Source organism: Mesorhizobium yinganensis, from assembly GCF_040081985.1.
Lineage (GTDB): Bacteria > Pseudomonadota > Alphaproteobacteria > Rhizobiales > Rhizobiaceae > Kumtagia > Kumtagia yinganensis.
Map to the genome: position 1 here is coordinate 28,033 of NZ_JBEBMH010000013.1, position 25,419 is coordinate 53,451.

Annotated in this window: 20 protein-coding genes; 8 read left to right on the top strand and 12 right to left on the bottom strand. The window is 60.9% G+C overall.

Translation table 11 applies throughout. The annotated features are described in order from the left end of the window. Window positions 1-14 precede the first annotated feature (14 nt). From ABMA59_RS21650 to ABMA59_RS21680, 7 genes are read right to left on the bottom strand one after another with little or no spacing between them, the layout of a single operon-like run. On the bottom strand, window positions 15-896 hold the full coding sequence (locus ABMA59_RS21650; RefSeq protein ID WP_349007466.1) for a glycosyltransferase family 2 protein: 882 nt from the start codon (window positions 894-896) through the stop codon (window positions 15-17). Further along, the gene (locus ABMA59_RS21655) at window positions 893-2,071 is read right to left on the bottom strand and encodes a cytochrome P450 (protein WP_349007467.1); all 1,179 of its coding nucleotides are present in this window, start codon (window positions 2,069-2,071) and stop codon (window positions 893-895) included. The genes ABMA59_RS21650 and ABMA59_RS21655 overlap by 4 nt, the downstream gene beginning before the upstream one ends. Further along, window positions 2,068-3,375, bottom strand: a complete 1,308-nt coding sequence (locus ABMA59_RS21660) for a polysaccharide pyruvyl transferase family protein (RefSeq protein WP_349007468.1) — start codon at window positions 3,373-3,375, stop codon at window positions 2,068-2,070. Before ABMA59_RS21660 ends, ABMA59_RS21655 begins: the two co-directional genes overlap by 4 nt. Beyond that, window positions 3,372-5,090: a fatty acyl-AMP ligase gene (locus tag ABMA59_RS21665; RefSeq protein WP_349007469.1), complete on the bottom strand. Its 1,719-nt coding sequence runs from the start codon at window positions 5,088-5,090 to the stop codon at window positions 3,372-3,374. The genes ABMA59_RS21660 and ABMA59_RS21665 overlap by 4 nt, the downstream gene beginning before the upstream one ends. After that, window positions 5,087-5,992, bottom strand: a complete 906-nt coding sequence (locus ABMA59_RS21670; protein WP_349007470.1) for a glycosyltransferase family 2 protein — start codon at window positions 5,990-5,992, stop codon at window positions 5,087-5,089. Before ABMA59_RS21670 ends, ABMA59_RS21665 begins: the two co-directional genes overlap by 4 nt. 8 nt (window positions 5,993-6,000) lie before the next feature. Continuing rightward, entirely contained in the window at window positions 6,001-6,288 is a 288-nt protein-coding gene (locus tag ABMA59_RS21675) for an acyl carrier protein (RefSeq protein ID WP_349007471.1), read from the bottom strand. A 21-nt stretch (window positions 6,289-6,309) separates the two neighbouring features. After that, window positions 6,310-7,533, bottom strand: coding sequence for a polysaccharide pyruvyl transferase family protein (locus tag ABMA59_RS21680; protein WP_349007472.1), 1,224 nt, complete (start codon window positions 7,531-7,533; stop codon window positions 6,310-6,312). A 134-nt stretch (window positions 7,534-7,667) separates the two neighbouring features. Between ABMA59_RS21680 and ABMA59_RS21685 the strand changes: the two genes are divergently transcribed. Beyond that, window positions 7,668-8,534, top strand: a complete 867-nt coding sequence (locus ABMA59_RS21685; protein ID WP_349007473.1) for a phytanoyl-CoA dioxygenase family protein — start codon at window positions 7,668-7,670, stop codon at window positions 8,532-8,534. 140 nt (window positions 8,535-8,674) lie between these two features. Here ABMA59_RS21685 and ABMA59_RS21690 read toward each other — a convergent pair whose 3' ends face one another. Then, window positions 8,675-9,502, bottom strand: coding sequence for a phytanoyl-CoA dioxygenase family protein (locus ABMA59_RS21690; RefSeq protein ID WP_349007474.1), 828 nt, complete (start codon window positions 9,500-9,502; stop codon window positions 8,675-8,677). Between the two features lie 497 nt (window positions 9,503-9,999). Between ABMA59_RS21690 and ABMA59_RS21695 the strand changes: the two genes are divergently transcribed. The 4 genes from ABMA59_RS21695 (at window position 10,000) to ABMA59_RS21710 (ending at window position 16,365) form a co-directional block, all read left to right on the top strand. Continuing rightward, window positions 10,000-10,746, top strand: coding sequence for a class I SAM-dependent methyltransferase (locus ABMA59_RS21695; protein WP_349007475.1), 747 nt, complete (start codon window positions 10,000-10,002; stop codon window positions 10,744-10,746). Between the two features lie 195 nt (window positions 10,747-10,941). Next, window positions 10,942-11,811 carry a glucose-1-phosphate thymidylyltransferase RfbA gene (gene rfbA / locus ABMA59_RS21700; RefSeq protein ID WP_349007476.1) on the top strand — a complete coding sequence of 290 codons (870 nt, stop codon included), beginning with the start codon at window positions 10,942-10,944 and terminating at the stop codon, window positions 11,809-11,811. 57 nt (window positions 11,812-11,868) lie between these two features. Next, a complete protein-coding gene (locus ABMA59_RS21705) occupies window positions 11,869-15,252 on the top strand; it encodes a glycosyltransferase family 2 protein (protein ID WP_349007477.1) in 3,384 nt (1,127 codons plus the stop codon). Between the two features lie 135 nt (window positions 15,253-15,387). Further along, on the top strand, window positions 15,388-16,365 hold the full coding sequence (locus ABMA59_RS21710; RefSeq protein ID WP_349007478.1) for a glycosyltransferase family 4 protein: 978 nt from the start codon (window positions 15,388-15,390) through the stop codon (window positions 16,363-16,365). Window positions 16,366-16,401: 36 nt separating this feature from the next. On the opposite strand, the gene ABMA59_RS21715 is transcribed toward ABMA59_RS21710, so the two are convergent. The 4 genes from ABMA59_RS21715 to ABMA59_RS21730 all read right to left on the bottom strand — a co-directional run bounded on the left by ABMA59_RS21715 (window position 16,402) and on the right by ABMA59_RS21730 (window position 20,717). Next, a complete protein-coding gene (locus tag ABMA59_RS21715; protein ID WP_349007479.1) occupies window positions 16,402-18,105 on the bottom strand; it encodes a capsular polysaccharide export protein, LipB/KpsS family in 1,704 nt (567 codons plus the stop codon). Window positions 18,106-18,541: 436 nt separating this feature from the next. Continuing rightward, on the bottom strand, window positions 18,542-19,189 hold the full coding sequence (locus tag ABMA59_RS21720) for a class I SAM-dependent methyltransferase (RefSeq protein ID WP_349007480.1): 648 nt from the start codon (window positions 19,187-19,189) through the stop codon (window positions 18,542-18,544). A 28-nt stretch (window positions 19,190-19,217) separates the two neighbouring features. Next, entirely contained in the window at window positions 19,218-19,403 is a 186-nt protein-coding gene (locus ABMA59_RS21725) for a hypothetical protein (RefSeq protein WP_349007481.1), read from the bottom strand. Window positions 19,404-19,448: 45 nt separating this feature from the next. Next, window positions 19,449-20,717, bottom strand: a complete 1,269-nt coding sequence (locus ABMA59_RS21730) for a glycosyltransferase family protein (protein ID WP_349007482.1) — start codon at window positions 20,715-20,717, stop codon at window positions 19,449-19,451. Between the two features lie 975 nt (window positions 20,718-21,692). Between ABMA59_RS21730 and ABMA59_RS21735 the strand changes: the two genes are divergently transcribed. From ABMA59_RS21735 to ampH (ABMA59_RS21745), 3 genes are read left to right on the top strand one after another with little or no spacing between them, the layout of a single operon-like run. Further along, a complete protein-coding gene (locus tag ABMA59_RS21735; protein ID WP_349007483.1) occupies window positions 21,693-22,994 on the top strand; it encodes a M23 family metallopeptidase in 1,302 nt (433 codons plus the stop codon). Between the two features lie 52 nt (window positions 22,995-23,046). Further along, window positions 23,047-24,201 (top strand): D-alanyl-D-alanine-carboxypeptidase/endopeptidase AmpH, encoded by a 1,155-nt coding sequence (ampH, locus tag ABMA59_RS21740; protein ID WP_349007484.1) that lies wholly within the window; start codon window positions 23,047-23,049, stop codon window positions 24,199-24,201. 46 nt (window positions 24,202-24,247) lie between these two features. Then, window positions 24,248-25,399, top strand: a complete 1,152-nt coding sequence (gene ampH / locus ABMA59_RS21745) for a D-alanyl-D-alanine-carboxypeptidase/endopeptidase AmpH (RefSeq protein ID WP_349007485.1) — start codon at window positions 24,248-24,250, stop codon at window positions 25,397-25,399. The last annotated feature ends 20 nt before the right edge of the window (window positions 25,400-25,419 follow it).

Consider the following 25,419-nt stretch of genomic DNA (forward strand, 5'->3'; position numbering starts at 1 on the left):
GTCGTCGCGGCGATTCATCGCTGGACGGTCTTGCTCGCCGGGTCATAGAGCCAGCCAAGCGTCCGGACCGCCGAAAAAGGCCGGCCCCTGATGCGAAAATACTCGCGGCTCATCGCCTTGCCCGCTTCCATGAGGCCGGCGTCTCCGCTCGTCGACACACCGCCATGTACCTGATGGAACGTACCTTGCCCGAGAATCCGGATCAACTGAACGTCGGGCAGTGCGCAGGCGCGAATGAAGATATCGGGATTGACGGCCCCTCCGCCCGGACTGACGAAAGCCTCGTCCGCTCCGCCCAGTTCGTTCCAGAGCGCACGCGGCATGAACAATGCGCAGCTTTCGATCATGGGGCCGGTCAACCCGCCCTTGGCGTCGAGCGTGGAGATTTCGAACAGGCGCTCGCCGTCTTCGGGCCAGCCGATCGAGGCCAGCAGCGCGTCCTCCGCTTCCCGCGTATGCTCTTCGGCAGCACTGAAATACTGGAGCCTGCGGCCCAGATGATAGTTGAAGGTCGCGATCACAGGCCGGGGGTGAAGACGGGCCGCTTCTACGCAGGCGCTTACCAGGCCAGGCGAGGCCAAACGCGCGGCGTCGACCCAAAGCCCGATCAGAGGCGCGCGCGCAAGCCTCAGGCCGCGATTGATCGCCGGCGCGGGGGAGACAGTGGGCTTTTCCACGGTTTCGACGATGACATTTGTCCCCTGCCCGGCCATCGTCGCCCGATCGACAGGTGGCGCTGAGCCGTTGTCGACGATGATGATCTCATAGTCCGCCGGGGCAATGCAGCGCTGATAGGGCGCAGAGACCGAGACAAGCGTTCGCGGCAATTCGCGCTGCATCTGGAAGCAGACAAGCACGAGGCTGACCGCGAGCCTTCCATCCGTGCCTTCGTTCATGCCTCGAACGCCACGTCGAGCCGCCGCAGGCGTCGGAAGGAAACGTGTCGTTCCCATTCCAGGTCCGGCTTCAGCGGCACCATCGGCGCCTCGTCCAGCATGGCATCGAGAAAGATCCTGGCTTCGAGACGGCCGAGCGCAGCGCCGAGACAGGCATGCGCACCGAGCCCGAAGGCGATGTTCGGCGGTCCTTCCCGGCCGATGTCGAACCGCTCCGGTTCTGGGAACGCGGCAGGGTCGTGATGCGCCTGCTCGAGATCGACCAGCAGCATGTCGCCTTTCCTGACGGGATGATCGCCCACCATCGTATCCGCTAGCGCGAGTCGGGGGGCGGCCTGCCGCATCGGGCCGGCATAACGGACCGCCTCCTCGACGAAAGGCGCGATCAGCTGGCGGTCGGCGGCGACGGCCTCGCGTGCGGCGGGGTTCAGATGCAGGAGGACGATCATGTTGCCGAACAGGCCTGTCAGCGTTTCCACGCCCGCCAGCACCAGAAAGAAGACATATCGCGCAAGGGTGCGCGTCGAGAAGCCAAAGCCTGCCTGGTTGAGTTCCACCAGTGCCGCCAGCCCGCCTTCGGCCTTAGACAACTCGTCAAGGATCGCACTTTCAGCAGCGACCGCGTCGGCCTCCAGCTCGGCCAGCACCGTAAGCGGCAATGCACGCGCGTAGATCGGAAAAATCGACTGCGACGCGCGGCGGATCGCATGGACGGTGCCGGGCGCGATGCCGAGCGCGTTGGCCATGACGGCGGTTGGGATGGCGCGGCAGATGGCCTCCATCGCCTCCACCTGGCCAGCCCGGCGTGCGGCGGCTAACCGGTCGCGCACGATGGCGGAAACGATGTCCGGCGCGAAGGCCGGCGCCGACTGGGCGAGCGCCTTGCGCACGAGGGTTCGAAGGCCCGGATGGTCGGGGTCGTTAGGGCTGAAAAGCATACCCTGAAGCAGGTTGGCGAGCCCGGAAAAGTCGCGTCCGGCACGCCGCCCGACGCGAGCGATCGCCGTCCAGGGCTCGGTCGGCCCGACAAGCGGATTGCGCAGGACCGACATGGCGTCGGCGTAGCGCGTCACGAACCATGAGTCGCCGCCTGGCGCCGGCGTGAGCGGCGCGTGCCGTGGCACCATCCAGGCGCGGATAGGTGCCGGGGCGCCACCCGCGGCGAAGGCGTTCATGTGCCCACCTCCGCTGTCGCCTTAGTTCCAGTCGGCTTCCGCCACCGGCCTTCGACACGTTCGTTGACAAAGGGCGCGAGCAGCCCGTTGAAACCCGTGCGAATAAAGCTGTTTGTAACGATCCCCCTCAGGAATGCGGCACGCCGTGCTCGGCCGGGCTCCAGATCGTCGATCACCTTCACGACCTGCTCCCAATGGCGATCGAGGGAAGACGCGACAGAGCTGCCGATACTTGACCGGGTGTTGATGCGGACGGCGGCCCGCTCGAAGGCGCCCGGCCAGTTCCGCGCCACGTCGTCGGTGGCGTCGATCTGACGGGCGAAGCCGACGAATTTGTGAAAGGCCGGCCGCGCCACGATCACGCCGGGCGTGGCGTAGCAGGCCGCAGCGATATAGCCGTGCATCGAGTTGCCGACATAAAGACGCGCGTTCGCGATAGCCGCCGCCATTTCGCGCAAGCCGGCGGGATTGTCGAGCAGGACATGGCGGATCGGCATGGCCTGGGAAAGCTGGCGCAGCACTTCCACGTCGCCAAGGGATGGCCCGAGCGACAACAGCAACGGCGTCAACCCGCGCGGCTCTGCGAAGTCGGCGATCATGGCCGCCAGGGCCGCGGGCGAAAGGCTGCCGAGCCCGCCGGGCCTCGCGTGCACCACAAGGAGGGCAGCATCGGCACCAATGCCTTTTCTCTGGCGGAGAGCGTCGAAGTCGGTTGCGAGAGACGCCGCCGGCCAGACATCGGCGAGATCGGCGACCGTATCTGGAACCAGGATGGCCAAACCGCCGTCCGGCTGGAGAAAGCGCAGGCTCGCCTCGTCGCGAACCGCGACATAGTCGGCCGCCGCCAACGCGGGATCGAGTGCCGCCTCCCTGATCGAAGCGGAAAACGGCGCGGGAGCGCCCGGGGCGTTCCAGGCGATTGGAACGTCCAGAAGCGAAGCCACGAAGGTGGCCCCGAACCAGAGGGCCGGATAGACCTGGTTCGCTTGCCCCGCTTCGACATATTCGGCGACGAACTCGGCTGGGAAGGCGTGGGCTATCTCACCCCCGCCGATCAGCACCGCGTCGATCGGGCCGCTACCGACCGCCGACGTGAGCCCGATGCTCGGCGCGGCATCCGGCAGGCCGCACGATCCGTCGGTGGGAGATGCGGCCAGGACATCCCATCCGAACGGTCGCAGGCGATGGGCGGCGACGATCGGAAACAGGAGATCGCCGAAATTGCCCACATCGAACGTGCCCGAAATGAGAGCGGTGCGCGGGCGCGAGGAATCCGGCCGGGGCGAAATGCGGGAAGACGTCATGCGTTCTCCCGCAACGAGGAGACCGGCCGGCGGGGCGTGAAGCGGGCCAGGATGGGGAGTTCGCCTTTTGCAAGGCGTTCGGCCGTGCGTGCGCGCTGGAGCTTGCCGCTCAGCGTGCGCTCGATCGCGCCCGCGGGCACGATAACGAGGTCCTGCGGCAGGAAGCCGTGCGCATCCGCGACGGCGCCGGCCAGCCGCTGGAGGAGCGGCGCGGGGTCGGCGGATTCACCCGTGCGGCTAGCCTCGCATACGATCGCCAGTCCCTCGGTGACCGTGGGATCCGCCGCGACCGGCAACGCGGCGACGGCGCCGAGCTGCGCTGCCTCGGGCAGTTCCCTGACGGTCAGTTCCACGTCCTCGGCATAGATGTTCGTACCGCGGATGATGGCCATGTTCTTCAGCCGCCCGACGACGTGAAGCTCCCCATCGACGATCGCCCCAAGGTCGCCCGTCCGCAGGTACGAGCGCCCGCCCAGGTCCACCGTGCGGCCCCGGTCCGGCACGATGCCACCGCGGTCCGGATCCCAGAAACCGGGACTGACCTGGTCGCCGCTCACCGCGATCTCGCCGATCCCGCCAGGCGGCACCGGCTGGTCCGCACCCGGCTCGAGCAGAAGCACCGATGTGCCGTGGCTCGGCGTCCCGCAGGAAACGACCGACACGGGAACGCTGCCGCTTCGCGCAATCTTGCGCTCGCGCACGCCTGTTCCGGGTCGGCCGCCGGTGACGAACAGCGTCGCCTCTGCCAGACCGTAGCAGGGATAGAACGCCTTTTCGTTGAAACCGTGCGACCGGAAGCGCTGGGCAAAGCCGGCCAGCGTCGCGGCGCGGATGGGCTCGGAGCCGCAAAATGCAAGCCGCCATCGCGACAGGTCGACCTGCGGAATCTGGTCGTCGGTGATCATGCGCGCACAGAATTCATAGGCGAAGTTCGGCGCGCCGGCCGTCGTGGCACCAAAGCGTGCCATCGCCTTCAGCCAGCGGGCCGGACGTTGAAGAAATGCTATCGGCGCCATGAGGATCGACTGCGCGCCGAGATAGAGAGGCTCCAGCACGCACCCGATGAGGCCCATATCGTGATGAAGCGGCAGCCAGCTCACCGTGCTGTCGCTCTCGGTTTGTCCAAACGCGGCTTTGATCATGGCCAGGTTCGCCATGATGTTGCGATGCGTGATCGCCACGCCCTTCGGTCGGCTCGTGGACCCCGATGTGAACTGCAGAAAAGCCACGTCGTCGGGCAACGGGTCGCGGAGATCGGTCGCCGTATTGCCCCGCAGAAGGTCGCCCGCGCTCAGGAATGCCACCTCGGGGTTGTTCTCGCGCAGACTTGCCCAGCCGCGGCTTTCAAAAGCTTCCGCCGGCGCGATGACGGCGGCGGGACGGGCCGCTTCGACGATGCCCGCAATACGCTGCGCGGCGCGAGGGTCGGTCAGTCCCGGCGTCGGGATCGCGATCACGCCGGCATAGACGCAGCCGAAGAAGCAGCGGATGAAATCGAGCCCCTGCGGTAGCGCAAGCAGGACAGGGCCGGTTGCCAAGCAGGCGGCTGCGAGGTTGGCGGCCACCGTTGCCGCGGCCCCGTGCAGCGCCCCGTAGGTGGATTCGTCGATCACCTCTTCGCCACGGCCGAGAAAGCGCAGAGCGGGGCGTGCGCCGTCGTGTTGCGCATGGTCGCGCAGCATCGAAAGCAGTGAGGCGGCGGGCGCGCCGGTCATCGGCCCCCTGCTCCCATGACAGCTTCGCTTGGCCCGTCGCTCGACAGGATCGCGTTTTTCGATGCGTCGAAAACCCATCCGAGCTTTCTGACCGGCTTCAGCGGCTGGCCGCGAAGCCGCAGGTAGAAGCGGCTGCCCTGGTCCAAGGTTCGAAGCGCCAACGCCGCGCTGCTCGTCGTCATTCCGCCGTGGATCTGGTGGAACGTGCCCTCGCCTGTGACGCGGATAAGCTGGGTTGCCGGCAGCGCGCAAGCGCGTGCCAGCGTATCAGGATTCGCCATGCCGCCGCCAGGCTCGGTGAATGCGGGATCGTAGCCGCCGAGTTCGTTCCAAAGGCTCTTCGGCATGAACAGGGCGTTGCTTTCCAGCATCGGGCCGAAGGGCGGATCTTTCATCTCGGGCGTCGCTACTTCGAACAGGCGGTAGCCGTCGCCCGGCCACCCGATCGAGCGGAGCAACTCGTCTTCGCGCTCGCGATCATAACCTTCGGCGGCGCTCAGATGCTGCCGTTGGAAACCGAGCTGGTAGTTCGTCGTCGCAACGATCGGCCGGGGATGCAGCGAGGCCGCCATCGTCGCGGCGTGAAGCAGGCCAGGGGACGCAAGCCGGGCGCCGTCGATCCAGGCGCCGACAACATTTCCGCGCGCCGCTGCCAGTCCTTCGTTCAACGCGATGACGGGCGAGGGCGAACCGCTGCTGCATCGCAGAACACGTAGCGTCAGACCAAGGTCCGCGAACTGCTTTGCCTCCGGCGGCTCGGCCGATCCGTTGTCGACGACGATGACCTCGTAATTCCCAGACGAGACGCCGCGCTGGTAGGCAGGCGAAAGCGAGATAAGTGTCCGCGGCAATTCGCGGGCCATCTCGTAGCAGACGACAACCAGCGAGAGGTCTGGATGCATCGGGGCGCTCAGCCGATCTTCTCACCCGTCAGGGGTTGCTCGGACGGTTTGGCGTAGGTCTGGACGAAATCATCGATGGTGTGATGCTCGAAAAACTGCATGGGATCGACTGGCACCCGGAATTCCTCCTCCATCACGCCCGCCATCACGACTGCCTCGACCGAATCGAGGCCGTAGGTCGTAAAGCTTTCCGAGGTATCGAGCTTGCCCTCTGGCAGGTCGAGCACCGTGGTGATGTACTGAACCATCCAGGCGCGCAACGTATCGCCGTCAATGTCCTGCAATGTTGTGGCCAAGGGCTCGCCTCCTTCTTGGTTTCAAGCGTTTTCGTCGCGCCGTATCGGTCTCGATCCCGATGGGCTGAGAAATGGTGCAAGTGCCCAACTCGGCCCCCTGTTGTCGAGTCCCATTCGAAGAACGTCGCGGAGGAAGTCGCGTCGCGCGCCGGCGCCGCGTCCGGATTCGTCGACCCCGTCAAGGACGCGCGTCCAATGCTCGTCGAGCCGGGCGAGAACCTCGGCGGAAATGGGGGGCGCGGCTCCGGCAGGTTTCGCAGCCGCCTTGTCAAGGGCCGCGTCCCAGTCGCGCGCCATGTCCTCGGAGCGCCCGGTATGCTCGAGGAAGCCCGCGAACTTGCGGTAAGCGGGCCGCGCCACGAGGACCGACGAAACCCGGTGCGCCACGCACGCCACGTATCCGTGCAGCGACGCGCCGATGTAGAGCGCCGAATGCGCGAAGACGGCGGTCATCTCGCACAGGCTCAGCGGATCATCCAGCAAGACATGGGGCTGTTTCAGGTGCTTCGCCAGCCGGTTCGCGGTCCTCGGGTCGTCGTGATTCCGGCCGACGGCGACGAGGAGCGGGGTGAGGCCATTTGTTTGCGCGAAGGCGTCGATCTTGGCCGCAAGAACCGCCATGTCGAGGCCGGCGACTGATCGATCTCGCAAATGGAGGGTCATGTGACGCGCCGTCCGGTTCGCACCCTTGCGTTCAAGGAACCCGCGGTAGGCGGCTGCGAGCTGCTGGCTGGACCACAAGGCGCCTATGCCGGCAATGGTATCGGGAACGATGGCGAGCGGCAGGTCCGGAGGCGGAGCAAGCAGCTCGGCGGCACCACGATCGCGTAGCGACAGGTAACTGGCCGCCCGCAAAGCTGCGATCGTGAACGGATGCACCCCTCGACCGAGAACGTGCGGCACGCCCGGCGCGTTCCACAACACCGGTACGTCGGCGAGCGCGGCGGCGAGCGTGGCCCCCAACCAGAGCGCTGAGGATGCCCAGTCGCTGACCTCGTCGTTTATGTATTCGGTGAGAAAGGTCATCGGGTGATTGTGGATGAGATAACCACCACCGATGAGCACTGCATCGAAATCCTCCTCGCCGGAAAGCATCCTCGCGGCCGGGATGGGGGTGATGGCATCGGCCAGGCCGGCCGACCGGCCAGTCGGCGCAACGGGCACGATCTCGATGCCGTGCGGGGCGAGCCGTTGCCGGGCCACAAGCGGAAACAGCAGGTCGCCGTAGTTCTGCATGTCGAACATGCCGGTGATCAGGACGCGGCGCTCGCGCGGCGGGCTCATGATCGCAGCATCCTGTTGCTGGCCGGCGCGGGCGCGGGCATGATCGGCATCGCAAGATAGCGGCCGCGGCGGGCGCGCGAGGAATGGAAAAAAGCATGCGACCTGACGAGGCGATGAAAGCCCGGTTCGAACGCGACGGTCTCGTCTTCCCGATCCCCGTCCTGGAAGCCGACGAGGCAGCCCGATATTTGAGCGGCTATGAGGCGATGGTGGCGGCGCGGGGTGGCCGCCTGCCCAAGGCGTTCAACGCCAAGACGCATCTTCTCGTGCCGTGGCTCTGGGATCTGGTCCACGATCCCCGGGTGCTGGATGTGGTCGAAGAGGTGCTCGGACCGGACATACTGTGCTGGGGCACGAGCTTCATCACCAAGCGCGGCGGAGACGGCCGCTACGTAACCTGGCATCAGGATGCCACGCACTGGAAACTTTCGTCTCCCGAGGCGGTGACGGCCTGGGTTGCGCTGTCGCCGAGCAACCGGAGCAACGGCTGCGTACGCGCCGTGCCGGGAACGCATCACGTGCAACTTGCGCATGATCACCCCGAGGACCCGAACAACATGCTGGGCCGCCGCGAGCAGGTGGTCGCAGACATCGACGAGGAAACCGCGGTCGACATCGTGCTGCGGCCCGGCGAAATGTCGATCCATCACCCGCTCATCATCCACGGCTCGGAGCCGAATCTGTCGAGCGGCCCGCGCGTCGGTTTCGCCATCCGCTACATTCCGGCAGCCATCCGTCAGACCGATGGACTGGAAAATTCCGCTACTCTGGTGAGAGGCCGCGATCATCGCACTTTCGTTCTCGAACAAAAGCCTGAAGGCGAGTTCCATCCGGAAGCGGTGAAGCGGCATCGCATGGTGCTGCGGCGTGCCATGAGCGTGATCTTCGGGGACGCCGTACCGGCTCCTGAAACAGGCGGCAGTGCGCTGGAAGACGCGCAGGAGGTTAATACCAAGCGTTAAGGTTCGGGCAGCGGGCGGCGTTGGCGCGACATCCGCTGTCATGGCTAAGGACCGAAAGGCATAGCCAATCCACTGCCTTCGCTCGGTGCGCCCGTATAGAGGTCGCTCGAAGACCGAGAAGGACTTTACGGCTAATCCCATCAGGCTGGCGCCTCGTGGCTCCGTTTCACCGCGGGATACACAATGCTCATCCAGCTCCGAAGACTCTGGCTGTGGCGGCGAATTGCCTCCGGGGCGAACTCGCCCGCGGGCGGCTGCTCAAGATCGAAGGTTCCGTGATCCCGCCCGCTGACCAGGGTTGCCGATCCTCTGAGGGACCCGATCTGCGACAAGTCGCCCGCGATGTAGCGGATGGCGAAACCGAGGCGGCGCGCGCCGGACGTGTTTGGCTTCGAGCCGTGGATCAGCAACAGATGATGGAGCGACATCTCGCCGGGGGCCAGGTCCACATGAACCGCCTGCTCCTCATCGACATCGACACGGATTTCCTCGCCGCCCGCCAGCAGGTTGTTCTGGGAAGCGGACGGACCGTGCTCATGCTGCCGGGTGTGGCTGCCGTAGACCACCTGCAGCCCACCATTCGTCCGTGTCGACGGCGTGAAGGCGACCCATGCCGTCAGCGCATGAGGGGCCGATAATCCCCAGTAAGTTGCATCTTGATGCCAAGGAACTTCGCTCGGCTCGCCCGGACGCTTGTCGAAAAAACTTGAAGCCCAGCACAGCACGTCAGGGCCGAGTACCTCTGTGACCGGTGCGACGACCCGCGGGTCGGTGACGAGGTCCCAGAGCCATGGTACGAGCAGATGCGGCTTGAAGTTAAGCACCGGCGGCAGCCGACCCGCCCGCTTCTGCTCCATTTCCTCGATGCGACGCAGCCTGTCGGCCGCCTCCTCGCGCGACAGCACGCGGATCGGGAACACCGCGCCGTCGCGCTTGTAGCTGGCGGTCAACGGAGCGTCGACACTCATCGGCACATCATCTCGAATTCAAGCCTCGACTCGCGTGACAGGAACAGGATCATGCCCTGTTCAGACCTTCAAGGATCAGATCGTTCCGATCCGACAAACCGCCGCACAGCTTTTTTGGGGGAAAATGGGTGCAAGTCAACGCCGGCTGCGTGTTCGCAGCACGTTGCGATCCCTGAAGACACGATTGATGAGTTGTATGGTGCTGCGTCGTCCGGCGCCCACGGATCGCCGACGATAGGCACTTGGCGATGCCGAACGGGTCACGAAATTCGCAGGCGCAATGACGAGGGCTCGGGATTTGCCTTGGCAAAGCGGCGAAAGAGGTCTTTAGGGAGGCTCGCGACATACCGCTTGCCCCTTTGTAAGGCAGCCGTCAGCATGGGCGCGGGTGAATCGGAGCTGGCCTTCGCAGATGGATCGGGCCGCTCGTCCCGTGAGATAACGGCGAAGCGAGATAAATCATCGCGCGGACGAGCTCGTAGGAACGGAGGAACGGATTGAACACTTCGGCTGTCACGGAGGAATACGAAGGTGTCTGCAACATCTGCGGAGCGGCAAACCTCTTCAAAAGAGAAAATATCAGGACCCGCGAGACGTTTCTCTGCTCTTCGTGCCGTGGCTCGCTTCGCTATCGGGCGCAAGCCGACGCGATTCTAAGGGAGTACGCGCCAGAAGGCGTGTCGACGATCAAAGCCCTAATCGAGTCGGAAACGTTCGGGCACATCAGATTATACGAGCCCGGCGTGGTCGGACCGTTCAGAAGGCTGTTTCAAACCATGAGCAGTTACGAACAGTCATTCTATTGGGAGGATGTGGCCGAAGGCAACAAAAAGGACGGCATGGTCTGCCAGAATCTCGAACGCCTTACCTATCCAGACGAAACGTTCGACCTCGTTGTCTCATCCGATGTTTTCGAGCATGTGCGCAAGCCATATGTGGGCTTCGCTGAGGTGAGAAGAGTTTTGAAGCAGGGCGGACGTCACATCTTTTCCGTTCCCGCGAACGACAATCTCCGTGCCGATTCGGTTTCCCGCGTCGATACAAGCTCGGATAACGATATTTTCCTTCTGCCTGCCGTGTATCACGGCAACGGCACGGCCGGGGGGCGGTCTCTGGTTTACACCGACTTCGGTACCGATGTGCTGGACAAGCTCGGTGAAATCGGTCTCACGACCCAGATTTTCTACTATGCTCCGGCGCCCGGTTTCCCAAGGCAACTGACGTTCGTTTCGCGTCGCGATTGATCGATCTTTCAATCTGCGAAAAATGGCCAGAGCGACCCATGGACAGGATCTGTCGAACCGGAATCTCCAACCTTTCAACCCAGGTAAAGATTTTGACATGGAAATTCGGGCAGCCGAATCGCTTGGAAATCCGGCTCACAAACTGTATGCGAAACTGGAGGACGGCCAAACCCCACCGCCACGCCGAGGACGCAAGTGAAGGGAATCATACTGGCGGGAGGGAGCGGCACACGCCTGTACCCGGTCACCAAGGCGACGTCGAAACAACTCCTGCCGGTCTTCGACAAGCCGATGATCTACTATCCGCTCAGCATTCTGATGCTGGCCGGCATCCGCGAAATCCTCGTCATCTCGACACCCTACGATCTCCCGCAATTCGAACGTTTGCTGGGCGACGGCGGGCAAGTCGGTCTTAGGATCAGCTATGCCGCACAGCCCGAGCCTGGCGGCCTGGCGCAGGCCTACCTGATCGGCGCCCCCTTCGTGAACGCCGAGCCCTCTGCCCTCATACTCGGCGACAACATCTTCCACGGGCACGGTCTGGTCGATCTTCTCGCAAAAGCCGGCAGCCGCCAGCGCGGAGCGACCATCTTTGGATATCGTGTGAAAGATCCGCAACACTACGGGGTTGTCGAGTTCGATGCCGAGGGGCGAGCGATCTCCATAGACGAAAAACCTCACATTCCGCGGTCGGAATGGGCCGTGACCGGCCTCTATTTCTATGACGGCGACGCGCCGGAAATGGCGGCAAGGCTAAAGCCTTCGGGGCGGGGCGAGCTTGAGATCACCGATCTCAACCGGGCGTATCTCAAACGGGGCGATCTTCAGGTCGAGAAATTTGGCCGCGGATTCGCCTGGCTCGATACCGGCACAATGGACAGCCTGCTGGAGGCCGCGACCTTCGTCAGGACTCTGGAGCGGCGTCAGCGCTTGCGAATAGCGTGTCCGGAAGAGATTGCATTTCGCAACGGCTGGATTTCTCGCGAGGACCTGCACGCCCTCGGGTTGAAGTACGGTGCAAGCGAGTATGGGGCCTATCTGGCCCAGATTGCATCTACAGAGTAGTTCGACGACAGCCGAGCTAAAGGACCAAGACAACATCCGTTTCCAGGACCGCCTCCGATGACAACCACCAAATACGGGGACATCAACAAGAAGGTGACGAACCAGTTGCGCGGCTGGGCATTGGATCCAGAGGCGGCCACGAACCGTATGTCGATAACAATATCAATCGACGGTCAACAGCTTCCTCCCGTGCTTGCGAAGGAGTTCCGGTCGACGACGGTCGGCCGCCACGGAAGCGACGGCTATTGTGGTTATTCGATTGTTCCTCCGCTCTCATTCTTCGACGGCCGGGAACACCGCGTCGAGGTATCCATTTCCGGGACAGGCAACACGATATATTCCGGTCCATTCAAGTTCGATGATTTACGTGTCGGAGGCAGCGGGGCGAACATATTTGGTGTCGTCACCCAGATTAATACGGCTGGTGTTCGCGGATGGGTGCTCGACAACGACAATCGTGACAAACAGATAGTCGTATCGGTACATATCGACGGGGCGCTTCGTTTTGAGATTGCCGCCGCCGATCCTTCCAACGGCGGACCGGCCGAAGCCGCCAAGCATGGCTTTGGTTTCGAATTTCCCAGTGATCTATACGATGATCGTGAGCATACAGTAGCAGTGCATGTGTCCGGTGCGGGCGCCGTCCCCTGTCTGGTCTCCCCTGCCATCCTGCTTGCGTCGGCTGACCGGCCGTGCGTCGAGATCGAGGTGCAGGGCTGGCGCGCAGGAAAACTGGTTTGCACCGGGCGCGATACCGCCAAACCCGACGGCACCGCGCCATCCCTTGTGCTGGCGGCGGGTGACAAGACCATCATTCCAGACGTTCGCAGAAAAAGTGCGGCTGGCGATCCGCAACAGTTTGAATATTATTTCGATCTGTCCGCAATAAAGCCTTCTTTGCTAATCTCGTCTGGTGCCAGTATAAATAAAGCGAAGTCAAGAGAGTTTCTCAAGAAGGTGCCTGCGAATATATTGTCCGCATGCGCCCGGCTTGAAATCGAAAGAACTGACCGTGCCGAAGCGCGTGCATCGATCTCTCTGGCATATATGCCGCAGGAGCAGGACAGCTTTTTTGTCCTTGTCGATGGCGCCTTGCAGTGTTCGATAAGTACCGCGCGGGTGCATCCTGATGGCAAGCTGTCAGTGCCGCTGTCTCATATTGTCGGGGACCGAAGGCATCCGGTCGAGTTGGAGGTGCGTTTTGCCGACGAGTCGACTCAGATCTCCCGCTCGCCGCTGCGACTGAACCTGCTCCGAGGCGAAGATCTGGTCAGCAACGGCAGTTTGGCAAATTGGACCGGAACCCTGCCAGACAACTGGAATGTCCACCTTGACGCCGGCGCTACGCTTGTCAAATCACGTTCCCCCGGATTCGATTTCGCGCGCGTGGCAAACGAAACCGCCGAGCCGGCTATCTTTCACTTTTCGCAGAAGCTTACGGTCGACCCCGATGAGAGCGCGCTTGCCGTAGTCTTGAAGGCGCGTTCCTCCGAAGCCGCCAGTGCTGGCCTTCGAGTGGCGCTGGTCGGCGCTGGAGTGGCCCTCGAAGAACCTCAGTTCAAACCTGTCCCGCTGCATCGCGCCTGGTCGGTGCAAACCATGCGTGTCGGAGTCCCCCGCTCTTCGAATACTCATCAGGTGAAATTGGTCATCGAAGCCACCTCGCCGGCAGGCGGCTGGATCGACATCGCCCAGATAGCCGCAGGCGAGCCCGGATTTGTCGCCGGTTCTCGCCCTCACCTCGAAGCCAACAGCTCCGAGGGGGGCGACCTCAATGCAGTGACGAACGGGGATTTCAGCAATTGGGTAGGCCCTTATAGACGTGCAGCATCGTTTCGCGCCTCCGACCTTGCGGACGGCTGGACCTTTCGCTGCAAACCCGCCAGTCCGGCCTTAAGCATCGCCCTTTGCCAAGGAAATCTAAGGGAAATCACCCTGCCTGAACGCGGCCCCCTGGCCTATGGCGTCGCTATTTTCGGTCAAATCAAGGAGGGCTACGCGCGGCTGGAAACAAGACTCGACAAATATCGGCTTTCGCTCTCGAAATCTCTCAATTTAGGATTTTATGTGCAATGCGCTTCCGCGCTCGGCTTTGAGAACAACACGGCGGAAGTCAGATACGAGATTGACCACATAGGCGTCATCGAGCGCAGCCACGAGGGCCGCGATGGCGTCCGCTCTTATAAGGATCAGCGACTCTTCGTAATCAAACGCCGCGTTGCGGTCACCCGGACAGGGCGGCATTTCGGCTTAGACTTGAAACCGGACGATGTTGAGACATTATGCCGGCACGCTCGCCTGAACCTCGATAACCCGGATAGGGAATACTTTCTGTCTTTCGTTTGGACGGCTAATGTCGACGCCGCGCTGTTTTCTGTCCGATTGGGGCCGGTCGCCGAGCGGCCTGTTACCGATGCGCCGAGCAGATACTATGCCTTGGAAGACCCCAATATTGCCGCACAAATCGACCGTACCGTCGGGTTGGCTGCTTGGACGAGTCAAGCAGGAATACCGGTGTCTTCGTCCCGGCGCGTTCCCGAAAAACTCTCGGTGAAATGGAGTTGGGATCAGATCCATCCCGGCGAAACAACCGAGATTGTCATCCCGGTCTTCAACGCCATTGATGAAACGTTGGATTGCCTTTCATCCATTGGTTACGCGACGGATCGTCCGGTGTTGGTGACGCTGGTGGACGACGGGTCGACAACTCTGAACCGCGAGCGCTTGCGCCGTTTCGTTGCCGATGTGCCATGGATAAAGCTCATCGAGAACGAGGGGAACACGGGCTATACCAACGCTGCCAACAAGGGAATGAGCAGAGCTCTATCCAAATGGATCGTTCTGCTGAACAGCGACACGATCGTCACCCGGGGTTGGCTCGATGGGTTGCTCGAGGCCGCGATCGCCCGCCCGGACGCGACGATGATCGGCCCCCTCTCGAACGCGGCATCCTGGCAATCCGTCCCGGACGTCAAGGACGCCAAGGGCGGATGGAGCACCAACCCTCTTCCGCCCGGCATTTTCATCGAGGACATTGCAGACGATGTTCGCCGGTTCTCCGAAAAGGCGTTCCCTTATGTCCCGCTTTTGAACGGATTTTGCACCCTCATTCGAAGGGAGGCGCTTGAAGAAGTCGGATACCTGGATGGTCACTCCTTTCCCATGGGATATGGAGAGGAGACGGATTTATGCATCAGGATGGCCAAGGCAGGTCACAAGCTTGTTCTCGCCGACCACGTGTACATATACCATCAGAAGTCAGCGAGTTTTGGCGAAAAGCGCCGGTCCGTCTTAACGAAGCAGGGCAGCAAGGCCTTGGCAGGCAAGCACCCGGATGTAAATCTCGTCGACCTTCAGCAGAGCCTTTCCGAGCTGAACTCCTTAATCGGAATCAGAAAAGCTCTTCGAGAGATCTATCGAGCGGCGAATACGAACACCTAAATTGAGATCGGGCCCGTGGCGAAAGTACCCTCGGTTGTTTTTGTGTTGCCTGTCAAAGGGGCAAGCGGCGGAGCCAACTCCGTCGTGCAGGAGGCCCTTGGGCTTTCTGAGCTAGGCGTAAGATGCGTCGTAGCAGTGGACGCCAAGAACTGGGGTTCGTTCATCGACAACTACCCTGAGCTCATGGGAAAGGCAGTCGTATTGCGCTCTTACGATTCGCCCAATGCTTTGGCGGAGTTGATGAGGGATTGCGACGTTGCTGTTGCGACGACCAACGTGTCCGTTGCGGAGGTCTCGGTTGCGCTTGAAGCGCTCTCGTCAAAAGAGCGGGCGGGCGTGAAGCTGGCGTATTACGTCCAGGACTATGAGCCTCTTTTCTACCACCCTGAGAGCGAGGGCTGGCGTATTGCCCACGCATCGTACGGCACCCTGAAGGAGGCAACGCTTTTCGCGAAGACGAAGTGGCTCTGCGATATCGTTTATCTTAATCACGGCATCAGGGTGAGGAAGGTTACCCCATCAATCGATCACGGTATCTATTATCCCGATTTGTCGCTGGAGAAGGACTATATATGTGTCGGCGCCATGCTGAGGGTAAGGACGGCAAGGCGCGCGCCGCAAAGGACCGCCAGGATACTTCAAATCTTGCGTGATACGGTGCCGGAAAAGATCGTGTTGCAGGTGTTCGGTTCCAGCGACGAGGAACTCGAATCGGTGGGCATTGCGACATCGCAAGGGATCGTAAATCGCGGACGCCTGAAACGCACGGAAGTGCCCGCATTCATGCGGGGGTGCGACCTTTTCCTGGATTTATCCGACTTCCAGGCGTTTGGTCGAACGGGACTTGAAGCGATGGCTTCCGGCTGTATTCCCCTTGTTCCGGCGCTAGGCGGGACGGATGAATACGCTATCCATGGCAAGAACGCGCTTGTTGTGGATACCAGAAGCGACCGCCACATTCTCGATGCGGTAGGAATGTTCTTGACCTTGTCGGATCGTGAACGGCGCACCATGCAACAGGCGGCATTGGAGACAGCGTCGGATTTTTCGATACGAAAGGCCGCCCTTTCCGAGCTACGCTTGTTCCAGGAACTGTGCTGGCAAGACCATTGACTAAGCCCATAGCCCGCCGAGATCGGCGCATAGCCGTCATGGTGGAGTCGGCTGACGATTGCGGCCTTGCTTTCGTGCCCTGCGCTCCCTTATCGCTTTCTCGGTCGCGAGCAACTTGTCGTGTTCAGGATGTTTCCGTAGAGCTTCCGTTACAAGTAGCAGCGCCGCGTGGCTTTCCCCCTTGATGTGGTGAGCCCGTGCAATGAGCCACATCGGCATTGGATCATCCGGCACAAGCGCGTGCGCGCGCTCGGCGCATTTCAAGGCGGTATCGGTTAGTTCTGGCGACTTCCCAATGATCCGCCGTGAGTAGTAAGTCAGGGCTTCGCTGGTAGCATCCTTATGAAAGGCGGCGGCCCGAGCGTAATCAAAAGCCTCCTTGTCCAGGCCCATCACGAAATGTAGTTTAGCCAGCAACATAAGGTCATCGGAATCGCCCGTATGCGTGGCCAACGTCTTCGCCCAACTTAGAGCCTCTTGATGATCTTTAGCTCTATGGCATAACATTACATATTTTCGCAGTATTTCGGGGAAATCAGTCTTTAGGATTCGTTGCCTGGAGATGCCGAGGCGGGCTACCCTGGAGAGCAGCAACTCCGTCAGATCGCGGTCAACGCTGCTGGATGAAATCTCCTTGCTTGCCAGCAGCACATCGGCCACTTCAGAAATCTGTTTCTCCATGGCAAGAAGGAGCGTCGTCGTCTTGCTGAGCCGCGTCACTTCGTCGGAGACCGCGTCGTGAGACCCGTTCGCTGTTTGCGCTAGAAATTCCCCACAATGCCGCCTGACGATCGATCGCAAACGGTCCTGATCCGAAATATCTACGAAAAACTCCGACAGGAGATATCCAATGCCCCGCGTGACCTCTTGCGATTGCGGCGACTTCGCCCCGACAAACGCATCCTCCAGATCCCGCAGGTCGTCGACCCGCTTGGTGAGATGGCGGTATTCGCTGGCGGCTAGGCCGTATACGGCGGCACCGTGGATCAGTGCCTCAAGTCCGACACCGGAATTCAGCACCACCACCGCGCGCGCGGCGGGTATCAGCTGATGGACAGACGCGTCCGAAACCCGGACGTGCGCGTGCTCCGCAGCCCAGGTGAGGGCTCTCTCGATCAACTTGGACTTGCAATGCGGATGTCGCTTGAAAACCACCTTGGCCATTTGCGCTTCACTCAGATCGACAAGACGCCGGATGACGTCGACCTGGGTAAACGAAGATAGATTTAAGACCTCGTCGTCGTTTACCTGCAACGGAAAGAAGACAAACCCGCTGCCGTCTGTTTCTTCAATTTCGACTTCAGGAGCTTTCTGGACATACTTCGACTCGTTGCTCCCAAGGAATCTCGCCCGATAGTGGTCGACCAGTCGAGTCGACTCGACGATACCGCAAGACCCAGCCCTGTCGCGAATTGCAGGATCGCGTGCTATGCTGCTCCATCCGCTGTAACCATCCTTGTCCAGATACCAAAGGCCCTTGATCGGCCCGGGCCGGACGCAGTAGCTATTATTGCCCGGCTCCCTGGCGTGATAGACATAGGAAATGCCGTCCTCGCTTCCGGTACTGTATCCGTCATTGACACGAGATCTATAAGGTGAAACGATAAAATAGTTATCCGTATGTATTATGGCTTCAGAAATCGAGGAATATCCGCTGGATATCTCCTGATGCATCGCACTTTCTTTATTCCACAGATGACTGGGTATATCGAGATAAAACTTAACCATCAATTCACGCATCCCGACCAGAAGCCGCAGGACGCCAAGCCTTTTGGAGCGAGGGCCTGGCTCGCCATAGGTCAGCCTGCGTTGGATATTTCCTTGGCATAAGCTAGCCCCACCTCCTCAAATCTGCCTGGCAGGCGGCGCAAACAATGGCGCCCCCGACAAAGCGTCATCTGCATCGCGGTTTGGATATCCGAAGCCTCGCTTTCCCGGACTGCCGCCACATCTTATCGCATGGTACCCCAGATAGGGACGAACGTGCTAGGTTTTCAGGCGACAATCACAGGTTAGAATCGGTTCGAGCGTTCGCCTCCGTCATCTTCCTGGAGTGTCTGCGTCACACCCACCACGATGACAGGTCCACGCCCGCAATGGCGATCGATGCTGGCTGACTGCTGCCCGACTCGAACAGCGAACTGACCAGGCGTGCCGGTTTAAGACGCAGGTAACCTCAAACCCGGCGCTCGTTCGAGAACAGGACGTAGAAGCGCCGGGCGCCGTAGCCAGAGCGGAACAGCGGCTCGACGAGCTGAATTTCCCTGAACCCGCAATCGGCGAACAGACGTAGCATCGAGGCTTCGGTGTGCCAGAACGAGGTCGGGTTGCCGATCGAGGCCATCGGGTTGTCTTTCTCGGGGAAGAGGACGCCTTCATAGTTGTCCTGGCGAACGATCGCGTGCCAGGGCTGGCTTTCGTGCGACTCGAGAATTTCGGGCACGTGAACCTGCGTCTCCAGAATGACGGGTGCGCCATAGGTGCAACGGCTTAGCAGATTCTTCTGAGCCTCGAGCTCAAGATGGTAGAAGAGACCGAGATTGGCGATCACGCCGAAGCCGGCTGGATCGTAGCTGCGCACATCGCTCTGGACGAAGCGGACCGATCCTATATCTGGCGGCAAGCGGACGGTGCGACCATCGACCGCAGTCACATCATAGCCGCGTTTTGCAGCGAGCGCACTGAACTTACAATGACCGGCGCCGAGATCGACGAGAGTCTTGTCCTCGGGCCTGAGCGTGTCGAGGATGTCGACGAACGTCCGGAGTCGGTGGGCACCGATATTTTCGTACTTTCGCCCAAGGTCGAGGCGACTCACCGCCATCGGTTGGGTCGGCGGCGAGCCTAGAGTATCACGTGGTGTAGCCTTTGAGCTGGTCCTCGGCGGCGACGGCTTCGTCTTCATTGTCCTGTGCGATTCCGCTATCGGCGCTGACAACACCTACAACCAAGCTTTGGTGGTCGGCATAGCACCGGCTGACTTGAACGATCAACCCACAATAGCCGATCCCGCAAGCTCTCAGGCGGGGCGCAAACATCCATGCGCCGGCTCCCAAGGGGACTGAGTTACCCCATCCACGGCGCTACAATCGCACATCCACGTTCAGTAGCTCTGCCCAAAACCTGGTGGCCTCGGATAGAGAGCATTTTTGCTGGTTCGTAAGGCGGCAAGCGGACGCCATTCTATGTACACGATCTGGATCGCCTGCCAGCGATTGCAAAGCGCCCAGCCAATCATCCTCGGTATTGCTCACCAGCAAACCATCAACGCCATCATCAACTATCGCTCGATATATCGGGTTGTCGGTGAAAATCCCTGCCGCTCCCAGTGAACTTGCGTCACAAAATTTGATCCGAGACTTTCCTCCGTTGTAGGCATGGTCGAGCAGTGGGGCGACCATTATGTGGCAGGGCCGTTTCCTGACAAAATCCTTGTATTCTTCCCACGGCAGAGGGTCCATTACATTGATTTGACCAAATCCGCGCACCATCTCGCGAATTCCTTTGTGACCAAATAAATCAAACTCGACGTCGGGATTTGCTTTGCTAAACTTTTTTATCACAGGGGTGAGGAATTCCAGATCGCGGTAGTGAGTATTCGACCCATGATATCCAATTCGCAGCGGGCTGCTGTCCAAATGGTGGTCAAGCGATTCGCTTTCACGTATCGAGGGTGGTTCCAGTAAATGCGTCTTCGGTGAGTTGAAGCGCTTAGCCAAAGCCGGCGACGAGACAACCATTATGTCAGAAATGTATAGCATGTATTGAAACTCGCAAGAAGTAACATCGACCAAGCGACGTCTGTATGTGGCAGGCAACTCAATCGTATCCACGGCGGATGGAATGTCATCGTCGAAAAGGTATGTAATAAACGCGCGCGCCTTGCATTTGGCCAGTGCATCCATCCATTCCGCCGAAATGTATCGCACAACGACCACCATATTCACATCACGAAATAGATTGGCGTCTGGATGCTGCAGCGTTGTATCCACGACGATGAGCTCGCATAGTCCCGCCGAACACATCTGAGCAAGCGGTGCCTGCACATAGATCTCATCAGTTGGCAGCTGGCGTGGCCGTAGCAATAAAATCCGTCTTTTCGTCTCCGAGAGATTTATTTTCTGATTATTCAACGAAGCAACGACAATCGCCTGACGAAATGCATTTGGGGCGTCGTTGAAGAAAATCCTGGAATTTCTGACGGATGCTTTTCGCTTTTTGTCGAGATCGGATAGAGTGAAGGTATCCGGATGCGTCTGGACGTCCACTATATCGCCGTCGTCTATTTCGATAGGAGCGCCATCTCGCTCAGAGCGTGCATGACAGCGCCATCCATTGTCTTCCACTGCCATCTGGATGGGTGCCACGTTGCGAATGGTATCTCCGGAACTGAGGCTTATGTCACAGTATTTTTGTGATCGGAGCGCCTTTCGGAACAGCTCGAATCCAGGTGATCGCCAGCGCCAGAGAGGCAATCGGGTAAGAGAGCGATCGTGAGCTAAGACTTCGAGTACAAGGAGCGATTCTCGGGTCTTAATATGACCTCTGTGCACGTGCGAAAAGGACGTGGGCAAAAATTCGATGATGTCGTGTGCTGGTTGGCCATTTACATACACGTCGTAGTCGATTGGGCATCCGACACTGAATTCAATGCAATTGGTGACGTACCCGTCACGCTTGACCACATCACATTGGAGCAAGCGATTTTCGACGCGAAGCGGAACGGCGTTAACGACGCCGCAATACACCTGATCATCGCCGACCCAAAGCCAGGCATGCACCGCCGCATGCGATTCTGGCTCGAATGCAGCCTCCCATGTGCCATCACCTCGGACGTCGCAGCAAGATATCAGCCGACCGAATGACCAGAACTCTAGCGCATGTGGACGCAGATAATCGGACCGAGCAATTCCCCTCAATAGGTGCCCACCGGATTCGGTGGGAGAATGCGCAAAATGGACGCTTGGGCAATGTGGTTGGTGAGGACTCGGCATGCGATCAGTCTTCCTTGAAGAATTGTGGCGGGAAGGCTTGGATACGCCCTCCCGGTACGCGAGCAGTGCCGAGGCAGGCCCGGGAAACGCTGCACGCAGGAAATGAAGTCAGGACCAACAGGCGCTGTTGGGGCCTTCGCCGAGTGCGACCGCTTAGCATGCCGCAACCGGCAATTACTTCGAGGACAAGCACAAATAGCCACGCGGTAGCCCTGAGACGATGGCTTTGATCCGCGATGATCATCGGCTGGTCGATCGTGATGACGCGCGTCGTCGCAAAGGAGCAGACGATCCCGGACCTAGGAGCCGTTGCGGCTACTCTCGGTGGCACGGATGCCAACCCCGCGGCCTGCTCGATTTTGCGATGAATGTATCCCATTACGCGAATCATCTTGGCTCCCGCCGCACCTTGTCGTAGCCTCTCGTTTCGCGGCGCAAGTGGATGCGGGGGCATTGGAGATGTGGGTTCCAATCTGGGCTCTTTTTGCCCTCCTTATGCTGCCGATAGGGTCATCGTTCAATGCGTGGGCCGGCAGCGCAGACCCCAAGCTCACCCCGCTCGTCGCGGATATCATCGCTGCTCCCCATGTCGTTCCGGGCTCGGACGGTTCGCGGCATCTCGTCTACGAACTGGCGGTAGACAACGTCACCGGCAGAGATGTTCGTTTCGAGAAACTCAAGGTCATTGATCCCGACAGCGGAGCGACGCTTGCCGAGCTTGGTCCGGACGACCTGGCCAAACGTGTCACACCGGGTGCGAACCGCGGCAACGAAACGCGCGAACTGACAGCCTACCAGTTCGCAGTGATCTTCCTGCATGTCGCTCTGGCTGAGGGTGCGACTATTCCAAGTCGGATCACTCACGAGATCACTGCACATTTCACAGTCATTGACGCGGACATGACCCTGACGATTGGCGAGAGCCCTGTCATTTCGACAGCACCCGTTGTTCTCGGGCCGCCTTTGCGCGGCAAAGGTTATGTCGCCGCTGACGGTTGCTGCGATTCCATCCGCCACGTCCGCGCGCTGCTGCCGCTCGATGGCAAGTTTTATCTCGCCCAGCGCTTCGCCGTCGACTGGGAACAGATCGATGAAAAAAACACTCTGGTCGCGGGCGACCTCAAGGTGCCGGCGAACTACCACATCTACGGCAAGCCGATCCTCGCCGTTGCAGACGGCACGGTCGTCGGGACTCGCAATGATCTCCATGACCAGGTGCCGGGAGCGTTGCCCGCAAACCTGCCGCTCGACGAGGCGGACGGCAATTTTGTCGTTCTTGACATAGGCTCCGGCCTGTTTGTCAACTATGCCCACATGCGACCGGGCAGCGTGACGGTCAAGCTCGGCGACAAGGTGCGGCGCGGCGACCAGTTGGGTGAGGTTGGAAACACCGGCAACAGCCAGGCGCCCCATCTGCACCTGCATGTCATGGACAGTGCTTCTCCGCTCGCTTCGAACGGTCTGCCTTACGTCTTCGACAGCTTTGCCATTGCGGCGGTAGACGAGGCCGGCACGGAAGATTTCGACAAGGCGGAGGCGACGGGATCGCCCCTTACGCTGACCGCGCGCGTTCCACCGCAGAAGCTCGAAAACGTGCTGCCGCTTGATCTCTCGATTGTCGACTGGCTGCAATAGTCGGCTTTCAAATGCGACTGCCAGACCACATCAATTCCGGATGACGAATTCGATGCCGAAGAGCAAACCCCGCCTGACATCGTTTCGCCTCATCCTGGCGTCTGCTGTCCTTGTCTGCGCAAGCCCGGGGAGCGCTGATCCGCTGCTGGATGAATCGGTCAGATTCACCGGAACGATCGCTTTTGTCAGTTCGGGCGCGCCGGGCCTTGTGATTGCCGCCGTTCGAAACGGTGAGACCGCCTTCGCAGGGTTCGGCGAAACCGTTCGCGGGTCAGGCATCGTGCCGTCTGCCGATACGATGATGCGGGTTGCATCCATCTCGAAGGCCTTTTGCGGGGATGTTCTCGCCAGCGAACTGGCCAAGGGAGAAATTGGCCTGACAGACCCCGTTCAAAAACACCTGCCCGACGGGTTCGTCATCCCCGAGGCAGGCGGACGAACCCTGCGCATCATCGACCTCGCTACACAGACCTCGGGCTTGCCGCGCGAGATGGCGCAGACCGGCGGAACACCCAACGATCCCTACGCCGGTCATACCCAGCAGGCGATGATCGCGGCGATGAAGGATTCGCCGTTCCTTTTTCCTCCGGGGACCGGCGCGCTCTATTCGAACCTCGGCTTCGACCTTCTCGGGCTGGCGATCGGTGGAGCGGCGGGAAAGCCCTATGCCGCCGTGTTGGAGGAGCGCGTGTTGCGGCCACGCGGCATGGTAGACACAGTCTTCAATCCGCGGCCGGCCGACGAAGGCCGGCTTATGCAGGGCCACAATTTCGATGGATCGCCGCTGCCCTTCGTGCCGACGCCGGTGACGATGGAATGTGCCTCGGGACTTTATACAACGCCCAACGACATGCTGAAGTGGATCGGCTGGCATTTGGCGCAAGGCGGTGAAGAAGACGACGCGCGTCGGGCAATCGATCATGCCAGCCTTGTTCGGCGCGATGGGCTCTCGCCGGCCTTGGGTCTCGACGACGGAGGCGCGCCGATGGACGCGATGGGTCTCGGCTGGGTTGTCGTCGATGCCGACGGCAACCATCCCCCGGTGCTGAACAAATCCGGCGGCCGGCAAGGCATGTTCACCTATGTCGCCATCGCACCGACGCGGGGCGTGGGCGTCTTCGTGGCGATCAACCAATTCAGCGCCGAAGGGTTTGCCGCAATCGTCCAGCGCGCAAATGGGTTGATCTATCAGCTCGCGCCTCGCTAGCCGAATCCATCGTCCTAAACGCCAAATTCTCATTGATGAGGTTGCAATGACCGGCCACAAGCGTTTCCTCTTCTCCTGCCTCACGGCTGCCTGCGTCCTTGCGGCGCCCCATGTCGCTTCCGCCGAGGATCGCCTCCTGGAGGAAGCGGTCGGCTTCGCCGGCGGCATCGCCTATCTGGGCTCGGGCGCTCCAAGCCTGGTGATCGCGGGAGTTCGTAACGGCGAAACCGCCTTTGCCGGCTTCGGCGAAATCCGAAAGGGGTCGGGCCGCACGCCCGACGAGCACACGCTGATGCGTATCGCCTCCATCTCGAAGGCCTTCTGCGGCGATCTGATGGGCTCGATGATCGTGGATGGGACCATCGGCGTGGCCGATCCCCTGGCCAAACACCTGGGTCAGGACTGGACCGTGCCGGAGCGCGGCGGGCGCACGCTCCGGCTCGTCGATCTGGTGACGCAGGCATCGGGCTTGCCGCGCGAGGTGCCCAACCAGACGGGCGGCACGACGGATGATCCGTTCGCGGGGAATACATTCGAGCTCAGCCGCGCCGAGCTTGCGAAGGCCGACCCGTATCTTTTCCCTCCGGGCACTGGCGTCTTCTATTCGAACTGGGGTTACGATCTGCTCGGCCTGGCGCTCGCCAATGCTGGAGGCAAACCTTACGGCGATCTGCTGGCCGAGCGTGTGCTCACCCCTCTCGGCCTGACCGATACCAGGCTCAAGCTGGCGGAAGGCGATGCGGACCGGACCATGCAGGGCCATTTCTTCGACGGCGCGCCAATGCCGCTCGTCCGTTCCCCGGAAACGATCGGGTGTGCCGGCGGCCTCTACTCCTCCGCCGCCGACATGATGAAGTTCATGGCCTGGCATCTCGGCAAGGACGCAGCCGGCGACGCACAGCGCACGATCGACCATGCCGGCTGGCTGTGGCGTGACGGGCTCTCGCCGGTCAGCGGGATCGACGATGCCGGGCCGATGGGAATGATGACACTCGGCTGGGTGGGAGTGCTGCCCGCAAACGACAAGCCCTTGATGCTGAACAAGACCGGCGGTCTGCAAGGGCAGTTCAGCTATGTAGTGATGGCCCCGACACGCGGCGTGGGTGTGTTTGTTTCGATCAACCAGTTCAGCGTTGCCGGGTTCAACGCGATGGTCGCGGCGGCAAATGATCTCGTCGCGCAACTCGCGCCGCGATGAATTGGCAATCACGCAAAAAG